Raw genomic sequence first — 13985 nt, forward strand, 5'->3', positions numbered from 1 at the left:
CATTGCCAGGTCATCGCACCGAAGATAAAAAACTTGCAATGTTCATGACATGCCTGTCGATGCCATGCGCGGTTTATTCTAGGGCCGCTTCAACCGATTCAACCGACTCTCCGGTTAGCCCCCAACCTCACGCAGATCACTGTGAAGAACGCCACTTTGCGTCAACTCAAGACTTTCGAAACCGTTGCACGTCGCCTGAGTTTTTCCCGTGCGGCCAATGAGTTGCACCTATCACCGCCGGCAGTCTCGACGCAGATCAAGCATCTCGAAGAGCACGCGGGCGTTGCGCTCTTCGAGCAGCTTGGAAAGAAGATTTACCTCACGCCCGCGGGGCAGGAAATGCTCCACCACAGTCGCGCGATCATTCACTGCTTCCGCGAAGCGGAAGAGACCCTGGCGAAGATCAGGAGCCTCGCTGGAGGTAACCTGAGCGTCGGTGTCATCAGCACGGGGGGTTATCACTTGCCGCGGCTGCTGGCCGGGTTTTCGAACCAGAACGAAGCGGTCGAACTGGATCTGAGGGTGGAGAATCACGATGGTCTGTTATGTCGTCTCGAAGAGAACCGGATCGATCTTGCCATCATGGTCGACGCGCCAGCGGAATCGAAATTCATCAGCACGCCCTTCGCACCGCACGCGTTTTTCATCGTTGCGTCGCCGCAGCATTCGCAGGTTGGCAAGCAGCACATCGACCTTTCTGATCTGAGGAACGAACGATTTATCGTGCGTGAAGAAGGTTCGGACACGTGGTATGCGATGCAGCAGTGCTTCAACGGTCGACTCGCACTGAATGATCCACTCGAAATCAGCAATACCGAGGCCATCAAGCAAGCCGTGATCGCCGGAATGGGCATCAGTTTTCTGTCTGCCCACACCGTCACGCTGGAACTGCAGGCCGGTGTGCTTGCTGTGCTCGATGTCGAGGGTTTTCCGGTGCTTCGCAAGTGGCATGTCGTTCACCGGGCGGACAAGCAACTGGCACCCGTCGCGCAGGCCTTCAAGGCGTTTTTGCTCGCAGAAGGCGCAACGCATGCCAGTTGATGAGGTGCCGCCGGTCAGCGATCTGCTGTGTGAGCATCCGCATCTGCAACGGTTGCGACCGGCGATTGCGGCCCACCAGCCGTTTCAGCATTCACCGCGTCCTTGAAGCCACGAATCGCCGCACCGAGATCGCCACCCGCGGTGCGCAGCTTCCTGGTCCCGAAGACCAGCGACACGATCAGCGCGACAATCAGCCAGTGCCAGATGCTTATCGAACCCATGATGTTGCTCCTCGAATCATTCCACTCATTCCACTCAGGACAGCACCTGCTTGAGCAGGTCCAGGTTCAGCGCGACGATCAGGATCGTGGCAAGCGTCGCAATGACGATCGTCGTTTTGCCGGCCGCGAATGTACCCATCACACTACGTCGCGATGAGAGCACGACGAGGGCGATCAACGGGATCGGTAGAAAGAAGCTGAGCGCTACCTGGCTGATCACCATCGCATTGACCACGTTGAAATGCAGGCCGATCACGAAAGCCGGCGCCATGGTCATGATGCGGCGCGCCCAGACAGGAATCCTGAAATCGACGAAGCCTTGCATGATGACTTGACCGGCCATCGTGCCGACCACCGAGCTCGACATGCCCGATGCCATGAGCGAGATCAGAAAAACGGTCGCGGCTCCCACGCCAAGCAGCGGAATCAACGAGTGATACGCGACGCTGATATCCGAAATGCCGTCTGCGGAGCGCGGAAAGACAGCCGCCGACATCATCACCATCGCGAGATTCACGAAGCCTGCCATGCCGAGCGCGATCAGGACTTCGCGGTTCGAAAACCACAGGAGCCGACTGCGTTCCGCGTCATTGCGCGCAGGGGTACGGTTTTGCGTGAGCCCCGAATGAAGGAACAGCGTGTGCGGCATGATCGTGGCGCCGATGATCCCGACGGCGAGCGTGATCGCATTGCTTCCATGCAAACGCGGCACGATGCTGCCGATCAGCGTCGCGTGCCAGTCGGGCGGAGCAATGAAGAGTTCGCACACGTAGCTCAATCCGATCACGGCGACGAGCGCCGCGATGACCAGTTCGAGCGGACGAAAACCTCCACGGTCGAGCAGCAGGATGATCATCGTTACGACGCCGGTGACCATCAGACCGCAGAGCAGGGAAACGTGAAACAACAGCGATATGCCAAGTGCGCCGCCCAGAAACTCGGCGATATCGGTGGCCATTGCGGCGATCTCCGAGCCGACCCACATGGCCAGCACGGTGGGCTTCGGGAATTGCTCGCGACACAGTTCGGCCAGGTTGCGGCCCGTGACGATGCCGAGTTTTGCGGACATGGCCTGAAACAGCATCGCGACGACGTTTGCAACGACGACGACCCACAACAATTCATACCCGCAGGATGAGCCCGCCTGAATGTTGGTTGCAAAGTTGCCCGGGTCCATGTAGCCGACCGATGCAATAACCGCAGGACCGACGAACGGCAGAAAGGCGAGTAGACCTTTGCGACGTCCCGTCAGTACGTCGCGCACAGCGAGCTTAGTCTGTTGTGTCGCGCCCGATATCGACGCGGCGCTCGCTTGAAATAGTTTGAGTGGAAACATCGTGTGACCCTGGACTCATCGAAAGGGAACCCGGAACAGGCAACGCCCCGGGTGGCGACGCAATAAGACGTTGATCGAACCCGTCAAACCGGCAGGACGTCGGGCCGACTGTTCGGGAACTTCGCGAGTGTCTCGGCCGTGATGTTCAGATGCTCCATGACCATCTTCGGCGGCGTATGAGTCAGCCAGTCCGATAGCGACACTTCAGCGAAGTGATCGGCCTTGAAGATCTCGAGGAAGACCAGGTCGGTGTTGCCGGTGTTCTGCACGTAGTGGCCGAGGCTCTTCTTCACATAGCCGATGTCGCCCGCGCGGAAATCTGCGGTCGCCGCTTTCGGGCCCGTATCGAACACGGTCATGCGTGCTTCGCCCTTGATGTAGTACTGCCATTCGTCGGCGTTCGGATGCCAGTGCAACTCGCGCATGCCGCCCGGATGGATCGTGACCAGTGCGGCGGCGACGTTGGCCGATGCCGTGAAATTCCGGCTGTCGGCGATCTGCACCATGCCGCCCTTGGTGCGCTTTGTCGGTGGCAGATCGCCAAGCGAGAAGATGAACGGATGAGCCGGCTGGCCGAGCGGCGATTGCACCGCGCGTTGTGCGGCATTCAACGGTCCGGGGTCGTCGCCCTGGAAGATCCATAGATTGTCGACGGGGATGTTCTTGAACGCGTCCGCGGTGACGTTGAAGTTGGCAGCAAGCACATCGGGCGGCGTATGGGCGATCCAGTCGGTCAACAGCAGCGTGTTGAATTCGGAGGCATGGCCGTTATCGAATGCGAGCAGGAATTCCGCACCTGTCGGCCCCAGGCCCTGCAGCGAATGTGGCAAACCCGGTGGGAAGTACCACAGGTCGCCGGTCTTCACGTCGGCCACCTGCGGGCGGCCTTGCTCGTCGAGGATGGTGATGCGGCACTTGCCGTCGAGCATGATCGCCCACTCGGCTTGCTGGTGCCAGTGCATCTCGCGAATGCCGTTAGCGGCAAGGCGCATGTTGACGCCGGAGATGTCTTCGGAAATCGCGAAGTCGTCCTGTGTGACTTCGCGCGCCCAGCCACCATTCTGAAAGCGCGTATGCGCATTGTTGAACGAGGCCCAGAAGAGCGGCATGCCGTTGATGTCCGTGGCTGGCGGATTCTGAAACGAAGGAAACTGACCAGCTAGCGCGGGATTCTGCGGGCCGGGATCGTTCAGGCTCGTCGGACTCTTTGCGTTGATCTGGCCTTCGGGCGGCCGGTCCGGATTGCCGAAGGAAGCGGCCTTGGCCGTGGCGGCCACGCCGAGCGCCGCAGCGGATGCGGCTGCGCCCACCAGTATTTTGCGTCGTGACAGGTCAGTCATGATTCGTTAGCTTCCAGAGTTGAAGTTTTAAAGTGAAACCGCACACGAGTTGTGTCGCCAAACGATGCGAATGGACATCGGCCTGATTGAACGGATCAAGAGGGTGTTAGTGCGGCTGTGTCTGGGCGACGATGGCCGGAACGGAAGGCGTGATGCGCCGATCTCGAGGATGGAATCGCCGGTTCGGATGCGGCTTTATCGAGCGGCATCCTTGAGGAAATACTAGTGAGATGCGTGGCGTTACGACAGTCAAACTTCTTGAACGAAACGATAAGTCGAACGTTAACGTTCTGGACTGAGAAGTGACGAATTATCGAAAGCAGCGGATGAATATTCTTTTAATTTTCGCTGCTGGGGTGCACTACGCAGATGCAGATTGCAGGGGCAATCTAGAGCGCGGTGTTTCCTGCGAGGCCCGCACCATCCTTGCTGGCTTCGATGCGCGGCAAACTCACGCGAATCCCTGTGCCATGCGTAGACGGTTCGAAATAAGTCGCGCGACCGCCGTGCATCACGGCGATCTCCCGCACGATACTGAGGCCGAGGCCGGCTCCCGAGCCATGGCGTGTGTAGCGTGAGAAAGACTCGAACATCTGGTCTCGCCATGCGGGCGGAATGCCTGGGCCGGTGTCGACGAATTCCATCAGAACCTGAGTGGCTTCCGCCCTGACCGTCACCGTGAGCGTAATCGCATCGCCACCGTGCTTGATCGTGTTTTGCACGAGATTGACGATGACCCGTCTTAGCGAAGCGGCATCGCCGGAAACATCGAGTCGCTCGGCGTCGCAGACAAATTCGACATCGTGGCCCGCAGCCAGGACAACGGGCGCGAGATCGGCCAGTGTTTCGCTGACGAGTGCGACGAGGTTTAGCGGTTCCATCCGCGGGATGGTGCTTTTGAGCGCCTGGAGATCGAGTAGCGCGTCGGTCAGCTCGCCGAGGCGCTCGACGTCCTGCTCGAGCTTCACCTTCAGCGGTCCGCTCTCCAGTGCATCGAGACGCGCCCGGATGATGGCGACCGGCGTGCGCAGTTCGTGCGCGGCGTTTGCAATGAAACGATCCTGCTGGGTGCGTCCGGCGTCGAGACGTTCAAGCGCCGCATTGAATGCGCGCACCAATGGCGCGATTTCGCGTGGCAGTCCCTCTTCGGGCAGACGCAGACCCTGACGGTTGATGTCGACATAGCGTGCGAGTTGCACGACGTCCTTCAGCCTGCGCAAGGCCAATGCGACGACAACCGGAATGGCCACGATATTGACGAGCAGCAGGGGCAGAAAAAACGGTGCTTCCAGATACTGAAGCACGGCGATGCCGGCGCCTTTCCACATGGGCATCAGTGGGCCGCCGCCATAGACGATCTGCGCTTCGCCTAGGTGGGTACGCATCGTCTTGAATCGGCACGAGAGGTTGTTGTGCTCGCTGATATCCGTGACGTCTCCGCTAAAGAGACGCGGTAGCGTGGCGACTACCGATGCGCATGGAGCAGAGACCTGCCCCTGGCTTACCTGATCGCCGCTCTGGTCACGCACGACGAACCATAATCCAGGTGCCTTACGCCTGAGCGCTTCGAATTCCGCGGTGGGTTTCAGAACGAGATGACCGTCGGAGGTGCGCGACACCGCCGCGACGATGGTGCTGTCGATACGCCCATCCATCACGTAGCCGGACAGATCCCACTGCAGAAAATTCGTCAGCGTCAGCAATCCCGATGCAATGGCGACAGTAAGCAAGGTCCCGATCAGCGTCACCGAAATGCGCTGGGTGATGGACAGATTCCGCAGATATTTCATTCTGTCGTGGACAACAGATAACCGATGCCGCGAACCGGCCGGATCTCGACACCGGCACCGCGCAGCGCAAGTTTGCTGCGCAGGCGGGAGATGTGCGTGTCCAGCGCGTTCGAATGGATGTCTTCGTTCAGGCCGTAGACGCGTGCGACGAGTTGATCGCGTCGTACCGTTTTACCCGCGCTCTCGACGAGCGCCTGTAGTGCGAGCAATTCGCGCCTTGGCAGGTCGAGTGGTTCGCCATGAATGGTGGCGGTCAGTGAAACAAGATCGATTTCGAGTTCGCCCACGGTGATCTTATGCGTCTGGATGATCGGTGATCGTCGCGCGAGTGCTCGCAGGCGCGCGGTCAGCTCATCCATCGAAAAGGGTTTGGCCAGGTAGTCGTCGGCGCCTGCATCGAGCCCTTCGACGCGTGCCGTGATCTCGCTTGCCGCGGTCAGGACGATCACGGGAATGCCCGGAACCGCTGCACGCAGATCGGGAATGACAGTCAGTCCGTCGCCATCGGGCAAGCCCCGGTCGAGCAGGACCACCTTGTACTGACACTCGCGAATCGCGTAGCGCGCCTGGCTTAGCGTCGACACGCAATCGACGGCAATGTTGCGCTTGTCCAGCGCATTCTCGATTGCCGAGGCCAGTTCGAGTTCGTCTTCGATGAGCAGGATGCGCATGGGTGGCGGGTGGATTGCAGCGAAATTGCAGTGGAATTGCAACGAAAGGTCGATGGCATTGTGAGTCGTCGGCGAGCCGATGGCAACCGCACATTCGCGCATTCGTGCCTTCTGCAAGGCACCGGGACAGGTAATGTTCCCACAATGTTGGGTCTGTAGAATCCGCAGCGTCGTCGCACCATCACTCTCAGACGCCGGCCGTCACGGCTGAGCGCCTCGTCGTTTCACGCTCGTTCGTTCATGCGCATCGAGTAGATTGATTGTCTCCGGATATCTCTGATGAAGTTACGTTCTGCTTTTTACCTTGTCCTGGCGTTGGCTGGATTTTCTGCTTCGTCGGTGGCTTTTGCCGACGGTTACGACGTCACGGTAGGCGCCGGTGTTGATCTCGCTCCGCGGTATCTCGGCAGCAACGAGTATCACTTCACACCGATTCCGTACCTCAACGTGTCGACGCCGCTAGGTATCTACATCGATACGACGCGCGGCGTCGGCTACACGCTGGAGCTGCCGCACAATTTCTATATCGACGCTTCGTTGAATTACGCCGTCGGTCGCAAGGATAGCAATGAGTCGTTCGGAAGCGGTTCGGACACGCTGCGCGGCATGGGCGATGTACCGAATGCACTGATTACGTCGGTGACGGCGGGCTATCGTTTCGCGAACGTGGGCACGGTCAGCGTCGGTGCGGACATACCGCTCACCAATCGCAGCGTTGGCGATTCCTATCGCGTTGCTGTCGAGGTGCCGTTGATGATGACGGCGTCGGATGTGCTGACGACGAAGGTGGTCGCGCATATCGGCTCGTCGGATTACAACCAGACGATGTTTGGTGTGACCGGGTCGCAGAGCGCGGCCTCCGGCATCCGGAAATACAGCGCGGGCGGCGGTTTCAATGCGGTCGATGTCGGCCTGACCTGGACGCACATGTTCAACAAACACTGGTCGGTCTCGACGTCGGGCGTCCTGACGCGTTTCGTCGGCGATGCCGCGGACAGTCCGATTGTGCAAGGTCGCGTGTCGGCGAATCTGGCGACGATTGCGAGCTACAAGTTCTAGGTTTTTCTTCGGTCAATCGCTGCGGACAATTCGGAACCTCCACCTGATCTTGCCGATCAGGTGGAGGTTTTCTTTTTTGCCGAACAGACGCGACATCCGAGTTTCGTGTGTTTAGGTAAACAAACAAAAAATGCGCGAAACTACGCATTGAAAATACCCCCTCGCTAATACACTCTTGTATTGCTGTTTATTCTCACCTCCCGCTAGCAAGAACTTCTACGACTACAGGCAGGCAAGCACTGACCATGAGGGACAGCCAGATCTGCCCGGCTGGCGGCTGCATGCAGAATCAGATATCAAAAAATGCTCTAGAAAATCGATCAAATAATCGAAAGAAATTCTGACGGAGACACACTATGACAACGATTGTGCGTGGTTCTGCGAAGAACAGTGTGATGCAGGCAATCAGGTATGTGATGTCCGGAGTGGTTTTTGTTTTTCTTGCTGCGTGTAGCGGCTCTTCCGTAGATTCATCCCCGCCCGACATCGCCGGGACGGCTGCTCAACGATCGAACGTTGCCGGCCTCAGCTCGGCAAAGTATGCAAACGCCTTTGTGACGCGGCAAGGCTCGCAGTTGATGATCGCTGGACATCCTTTTCGATTCTCGGGCGGAAACATCGAGTACCTGGGACTGAAGAACTACGGCCCCATACCATCGACGTCGATACCCGTCGGGAGCTATAGCTATCCGACGCAATACGAAGTAGACGATGCGCTCGCAACCATCCATGAAATGGGCGCCACCGTGGTTCGTGCGCAGACACTCGGCGATACGGTTGGATGTCCGCTGTGCATCGAACCGGCTTTAGGCGTGTTCAACAACGCCGCATTCGCGCAAATGGATAGGGTGGTGGCCGAAGCGCGAAAGTACGGGATCAAGCTGATTGGCGAGTTCGATGGCGATGCGAACGGGAGCGGATCGGGCAATCAGAGTCATAACTGGTGGTGCACCTGGCGCAACATCTCCGCTGCCAGTTGCGCAGCGGCGTTCTTTACCAACGCGGACGTAATCGGAGATTACGAGCGGCACATGCAGGCGGTACTGAACCACGTTAATCCGCTGACGGGTCTCGCCTATAAGGATGACCCGACGTTCCTCGGATGGGTGGATGGCAATGTGATCAACGTAGGCGGGGTCACGGCGTCCAGCACCGGCCTTACGCTTACGCCAGCGGTATCCGATCAACAATTTACGGCATGGCTGGGCAACGTATCGGGCTATTTCAAGTCGATCGATGGCAAGCAGCTATTCATCGACAACAGCGGGGACCTGTTCAACCTTCCGGCGTCGTCGATACTCACGGTGTCCAGTGTCGATATGTATGGTCAGGAATGGTATCCGCACTGGTTTTCGGTGCCGGCGTACAACGAGAAGGCCACAGGCAATTCGCCAGGCATTCATTCCATTGCGGCACAGGTCGTAGCCGCGGGTAAGGTCTATGCGCTGATCGAGTACGGTTGGGACAATACCGACTATCAAACCACGACGGCGCTGCAGACATTTCTGGGCGGCGTTGCTTCCGATCAAAACATAGCGGGAAACAATTTCTGGGCACTCGTCGGGCACGCCAGTGGCCAGGGATGGCTGCCGATTCCAGCGAATGAGGAATGCCAGCCGAATTGCGAAACCACTGAAGACGGCAACTGGTGGGCGCTCTACTACACGGGCATCACCACGCTTTCCAATACCGCTGCGGACATGGCTCAACGCGCTCAGATGCTGCGCAATTACAGCTATACAGTGAATGGATTGTCTGCTTCGCCCGCGCACGAACTCGTGGGCGCACCGGTGATTACGTCTACCGCCGGTGGGCACGTCGTATTTCAGGGCGCGGCAGGTTCTCCCACCTACTCGGTCCAGATGCAGCAACCCAATGGCAGCTGGTCCACACCCTGCACGAACTGCACAACCGATGCGGCAGGTGGCTGGGTCGATACGAGCGCAACGCCCACGCCGTGCTATCGCGTCGTCGGTGTGAATCTGGATGGTGTTCCGGGCACACCGTCGGCGCCTGCGGGCAGTGGATGTCCGGCATCGGTGGCAAACCGCCAGCAGCCGACTAGTGGAACGTAGTCTTTGCGTGACTGTGTCGAGCGCCGGTGCCGGGTGAACTCACCCGGCACCTTGATCACGCTTCTACCCGCTATTTCAGCGCCTGGTGCAATGTTTTGTATCCCCCGTACGACCGGATACATTACGACACAAAACCCCGCACGGCTTGCGCTATAAAGCAGCCATTGCCTGATGCGGAGAATGAAATGAGTGCTGGATTGCTGCTGGGATCGTGCCACTGCGGGGCGGTCAAATTCGAGGTGCGCACGGCCGCCACACCGGCGACGCGCTGTAATTGCAGCCTGTGCCGCCGCAAGGGCGCCGTGATGTCGCCGCTGTTCGACGCGGACCACCTGAGCGTACTGAGCGGCAGCGAAGCGCTCACGCTCTATCAGTTCAATACGCACGTGGCGAAACACTACTTCTGCCGCCACTGCGGCATCTATCCGTTCCACCAGACCCGCAAGTGGCCAACGATGTGGCGCGTCAACCTCGGTTGCCTTGAAGGCGTCGATCCCTATGCGCTCGAAGCGGCTGTCGCCGACGGTGCGAGCCTGTCCGTCGTGGAGGATGCATGAAGCGCCTGCTTGCCATGCTGGCCCTGATCGCGGGCGGTTTAGCGACCGAGGCCGTGTACCCGCTCAACTGCACGCTGATCGACGCTGCGCGGGTGCAGGTCAAACGGCGAAGGGTATGATTGACCGATGGAAAAGACCGACCACGTCCTGATCGTCGATGACGATCGCGGTATCCGCGAACTACTCGCTGGCTACCTTGAGAAAAACGGCATGCGCGTATCGCTGGCTGCGAACGGCCGCGAAATGCGCGCCGCGCTCGAGTACGGCGCCCCCGATCTGATCGTGCTCGACCTGATGCTGCCGGGAGACGACGGGCTCGTGCTGTGCCGCGAACTGCGCGCGGGCAAGTTTCGCTCGGTGCCGGTGTTGATGCTGACTGCTCGCGGCGAAGAAACTGATCGTATCGTCGGCCTCGAAATGGGTGCCGACGACTACCTGGCCAAACCATTCGCAGTACGTGAACTGTTCGCGCGGATTCGCTCGGTGCTGCGCCGCGCGCGCATGCTGCCGCCTGGCATGGAGGTCAGCGAGACCGTGCAGTTGTTGAGCTTCGGCGAGTGGCGGCTCGATACGACGGCCCGCCATCTGCTCGACGCGGAAGACACGATGGTTGCGCTGAGCGGTGCGGAATACCGTCTGCTGCGCGTGTTTCTCGACAATGCGCAGCGCGTGTTGACGCGCGACCAGTTGCTCAATCTGACCCAGGGTCGCCAGTCCGATCCGTTCGATCGCTCGATCGATCTGATGGTGAGCCGGCTGCGTCAGCGTCTGCGCGATGTCGCGCGCGAGCCGCGCTACATCAAGACGCTGCGTAGCGAAGGGTATGTGTTCTGCGCGGCGGTGACGACGATCGAAGGTCCGCAATGAACTGGCAGTCGCTGCGGGCGGTCTGGCGCGGACCACGTACGCTGTTTGCGAGGCTGGCGTTGATTCTCTGCGTCGGGCTCGCACTGGCGCAGGCCCTGTCGTTCTGGCTCACGATGACCGAGCGCGATCAGGCGACTACCAACATGATGATGGGATACATCGAGCGCGAGGTGACGAGCTCGGTGGCGTTGCTCGATCATCTGCCGCCATCCGAACGCGCCGCATGGCTACCCCGGCTCGCGCGGCGCAGCTACCAGTTCATGCTTGAACCCGGCGCCACCGGAGCGCCGCCGGACGCACGTCTGTCGGCGCGCGTGGCGGCGTCGATCGAGGACGGCATCGGCAAGCGCTATCAGGTCAGTGCTAACGCCATACCCGGTGACCGCGAGCATTTGCAGGTTCATCTGCGGTTGAGCGACGGCACGCCGCTCACCATCGACATGCATCCGATGTCCGGCGTGCCGCTATCGCACTGGTTACCCCTTGTACTGATCCTTCAACTGATCGTGCTGGCGGGTTGCTGCTGGCTGGCCGTGCGACTCGCGACGCGACCGCTGCACGATCTCGCGGAAGCCGCCGACACGCTCGGTCCCGATCTGAAAGCGGCGCGTCTCGCGGAGAGCGGACCCTCCGAAGTGGCGCGCGCCGCGCGCGCGTTCAACGCGATGCAGGACCGTATCGCGACTTACATGACCGAGCGCATCCAGATTCTCGCGTCGATTTCGCACGATCTGCAGACACCGATTACGCGCATGCGTTTGCGCATCGACGTGATGGACGATCGCGAACAACACACGAAACTGCGGCAGGATCTGCAGGAAATGGAGAACCTCGTGAAGGAGGGCGTCACGTATGCGCGCACGTTGCACGGTTCCGCGGAAGTACCGTGCCGCACCGATCTCGACGCGCTGCTCGACAGCATGGTGTTCGACTATGTCGACGCGGGCAAGGAGGTGTCGCTGGACGGGCGCATCGACACCGCGCTTGTGACACGGCCGCAGGCGTTGCGACGTATCGTCGGCAACCTCGTCGACAACGCGTTGAAGTTCGGCGGCTCAGCCGCGATTCACGTTACGACGCAGCAGGAGGGCGCGGTGACGATTGCCGTACTCGATAACGGCCCAGGTATTCCGCCGGAGTCGCTCGAGGCGGTGTTCGAGCCGTTCTATCGGGTCGAGACATCACGCAACCGCCACACCGGCGGGACAGGGCTTGGGCTTGCGATCGCCCGGCAGCTGGCTCTTGCGCTCGACGCGACGCTAACGTTGCAGAACCGTCCGGAAGGTGGGCTCGAAGCACGGCTGACGATGAAGCGTGCACGCTAGTCGCTGCGTGCGCGTATTAAACTGCAGGCCGCGCATCGTCCGTCGATTGACAGCCTTCGCAGGAGTCCAGCCTTGAACTCACCGCACACCTGTTTTCCCCACCGCCTGTGTGCAGCGCTCGCGCTGTGCATCGCATTGCCGTGCAGCGCCGCCTACATCATCGTCGACACCGGCCACACGCCACAGCATCCGGGCGCAACCGGTGCGAGCGGTCGTGTCGAGTATCGCTACAACCTCGACCTGAGCGCGGCGGTGACGAAGGATCTGGAAGACCACGGCGACCGCGTGCTGCGCACGTCCGCGGACGGCCGGGAGATCGCACTGCAGGACCGCTCCACGGCTGCACCCGATGCGAACTTCTTCATCTCGATTCATCACGATTCGATCCAGCAGGCGTGGATCGATGCGGGACGTCAGCGCGAATTCCGCGGTTATTCGATTTTTGTTTCGCAGCGCAATCCGCACTACGAGCAAAGCCTGCGCTGTGCGAAAGCGATCGGCGAGCGGATGTTATCCGCCGGCGAAAAACCGTCGCTGTATCACGCAACGCAGATTCATGGCGAGAACCGCCCGTTGATCGACGAGCGGCTCGGCATTCATCGCTTCGACGATCTGATTGTGCTGAAGACCGCGCCGATGCCGGCCGTGCTGGTCGAAGCCGGTGTGATCGTCAATCCCGAAGAAGAAGCGCGGCTTGCGCAACCCGACACGATTGCGCACCTCGCGCATGCGATCGCCGACGGCGTCGATGCGTGTCAGGCGCACTGAGAACGAGCCGCCGCTACGCCAAAGCGGAATGATTCCCCTGCGAGAGCAACCACTCGAACATCTGCGTCACGATCGGCGAGCGTGAAAGTCCGGCAACCCGTGACAACCACCATGTCGTGCCCGGTAACCGCGGATAGTCGGCCAGCGTGACCAGTTCTCCTTGATCGATGCTGCCTTGCGCGACCAGACTGGAAAGACAGGCAATCCCGCGCCCACGCAATACAGCATCGAGCACCAGCCGCTGATCGTCGTAAATCGCGTTCGTGCGATATGACGACAACTGCTCGCGGAATATCGGCGCATTGCTCTCGCTGGTCAGATTTTCTTCGAGGTAGATCACGCCGGTATGCAGATGCCGCTTCGCTTGCGGCACGCCGTCCAGTTGCGCAGCCAGCGCGGGGCTGCAAACGGTCACCCACTCATCCTGCAGAAACGGCACTTCGAATAACCCAGGCTGCTGCAGCGGTCGTGCGCCGATGGTCATGTCGACGTCGATTTCATCCACGTAGCGCGCGCTTTCGTCGGTGGACAGCAACGGACAGAGATCGGGCAACGCCTGTTGCAGTTGCTCGAGACGCGGTTGCAACCAGCCGTGCAGCAACGAGGCCGGGCAGACCAGCACCACGAGCCCTGGGTCCAGATAAGTCGCGATGCGCCCAAGCCCGCTGCGCAGCGTTTCCATCGAACGCAGCACGCTGCGCTGCAGAACCTTGCCCGCTACGGTCAGCTCGACCCCGCGCCCGATTCTGCGGAACAGCGGTTGCCCGAGCTGCTCTTCCAGTTGCTGGATCTGATGACTGATCGCCGACTGCGAGAGGTTCAGCTCGCTCGCTGCCCGCGAGAAATTACCGAGCCGGGCGGCAGCTTCGAAACCCATCAACAGCTTCAAGGAAGGGATACGCGGCATGGAGATATGAGGAAAATTGATTAATTAG

14 protein-coding genes are annotated in these 13985 nt (G+C 60.1%); 8 read left to right on the forward strand and 6 right to left on the reverse strand.

Going from position 1 to position 13985, the window contains the following annotated elements; translation table 11 throughout:
* Positions 1–135: 135 nt before the first annotated feature.
* Positions 136–1041 (forward strand): LysR family transcriptional regulator, encoded by a 906-nt coding sequence (locus BWP39_RS27325; protein WP_096725351.1) that lies wholly within the window; start codon positions 136–138, stop codon positions 1039–1041.
* Between the two features lie 14 nt (positions 1042–1055).
* On the opposite strand, the gene tatA is transcribed toward BWP39_RS27325, so the two are convergent.
* From tatA to BWP39_RS27350, 5 genes are all read right to left on the reverse strand, one after another.
* Entirely contained in the window at positions 1056–1262 is a 207-nt protein-coding gene (gene tatA / locus BWP39_RS27330; RefSeq protein WP_096725352.1) for a Sec-independent protein translocase subunit TatA, read from the reverse strand.
* A gap of 34 nt (positions 1263–1296) precedes the next feature.
* The gene (locus BWP39_RS27335; RefSeq protein WP_096725353.1) at positions 1297–2598 is read right to left on the reverse strand and encodes an Nramp family divalent metal transporter; all 1302 of its coding nucleotides are present in this window, start codon (positions 2596–2598) and stop codon (positions 1297–1299) included.
* An 83-nt stretch (positions 2599–2681) separates the two neighbouring features.
* Positions 2682–3938, reverse strand: a complete 1257-nt coding sequence (locus BWP39_RS27340) for an oxalate decarboxylase family bicupin (RefSeq protein WP_096725354.1) — start codon at positions 3936–3938, stop codon at positions 2682–2684.
* Between the two features lie 389 nt (positions 3939–4327).
* Positions 4328–5728, reverse strand: coding sequence for a sensor histidine kinase (locus BWP39_RS27345; protein ID WP_096725355.1), 1401 nt, complete (start codon positions 5726–5728; stop codon positions 4328–4330).
* A complete protein-coding gene (locus tag BWP39_RS27350; protein ID WP_096726209.1) occupies positions 5725–6399 on the reverse strand; it encodes a response regulator transcription factor in 675 nt (224 codons plus the stop codon). The genes BWP39_RS27345 and BWP39_RS27350 overlap by 4 nt, the downstream gene beginning before the upstream one ends.
* A 279-nt stretch (positions 6400–6678) precedes the next feature.
* Between BWP39_RS27350 and BWP39_RS27355 the strand changes: the two genes are divergently transcribed.
* The 7 genes from BWP39_RS27355 (at position 6679) to BWP39_RS27380 (ending at position 13050) form a co-directional block, all read left to right on the forward strand.
* Positions 6679–7458 (forward strand): MipA/OmpV family protein, encoded by a 780-nt coding sequence (locus BWP39_RS27355; RefSeq protein ID WP_096725356.1) that lies wholly within the window; start codon positions 6679–6681, stop codon positions 7456–7458.
* Positions 7459–8036: 578 nt separating this feature from the next.
* Positions 8037–9533, forward strand: coding sequence for a glycoside hydrolase 5 family protein (locus BWP39_RS27360; protein WP_133116949.1), 1497 nt, complete (start codon positions 8037–8039; stop codon positions 9531–9533).
* Between the two features lie 185 nt (positions 9534–9718).
* A complete protein-coding gene (locus BWP39_RS27365; protein WP_096725358.1) occupies positions 9719–10090 on the forward strand; it encodes a GFA family protein in 372 nt (123 codons plus the stop codon).
* Positions 10087–10209 carry a hypothetical protein gene (locus BWP39_RS32515; RefSeq protein WP_266253833.1) on the forward strand — a complete coding sequence of 41 codons (123 nt, stop codon included), beginning with the start codon at positions 10087–10089 and terminating at the stop codon, positions 10207–10209. The genes BWP39_RS27365 and BWP39_RS32515 overlap by 4 nt, the downstream gene beginning before the upstream one ends.
* A gap of 7 nt (positions 10210–10216) precedes the next feature.
* Complete coding sequence (locus tag BWP39_RS27370; RefSeq protein ID WP_096725359.1) at positions 10217–10957, forward strand: response regulator; 741 nt, start codon at positions 10217–10219, stop codon at positions 10955–10957.
* Entirely contained in the window at positions 10954–12282 is a 1329-nt protein-coding gene (locus BWP39_RS27375) for an ATP-binding protein (protein ID WP_096725360.1), read from the forward strand. Before BWP39_RS27370 ends, BWP39_RS27375 begins: the two co-directional genes overlap by 4 nt.
* Positions 12283–12387: 105 nt before the next feature.
* Positions 12388–13050, forward strand: coding sequence for an N-acetylmuramoyl-L-alanine amidase family protein (locus tag BWP39_RS27380; protein ID WP_235851519.1), 663 nt, complete (start codon positions 12388–12390; stop codon positions 13048–13050).
* A gap of 13 nt (positions 13051–13063) precedes the next feature.
* On the opposite strand, the gene BWP39_RS27385 is transcribed toward BWP39_RS27380, so the two are convergent.
* Positions 13064–13927 (reverse strand): LysR family transcriptional regulator, encoded by an 864-nt coding sequence (locus BWP39_RS27385; RefSeq protein WP_207557135.1) that lies wholly within the window; start codon positions 13925–13927, stop codon positions 13064–13066.
* Positions 13928–13985 lie beyond the last annotated feature (58 nt).

Origin of the sequence: Paraburkholderia acidicola, assembly GCF_002362315.1 — a bacterium.
Classification (GTDB): Bacteria; Pseudomonadota; Gammaproteobacteria; order Burkholderiales; family Burkholderiaceae; genus Paraburkholderia; species Paraburkholderia acidicola.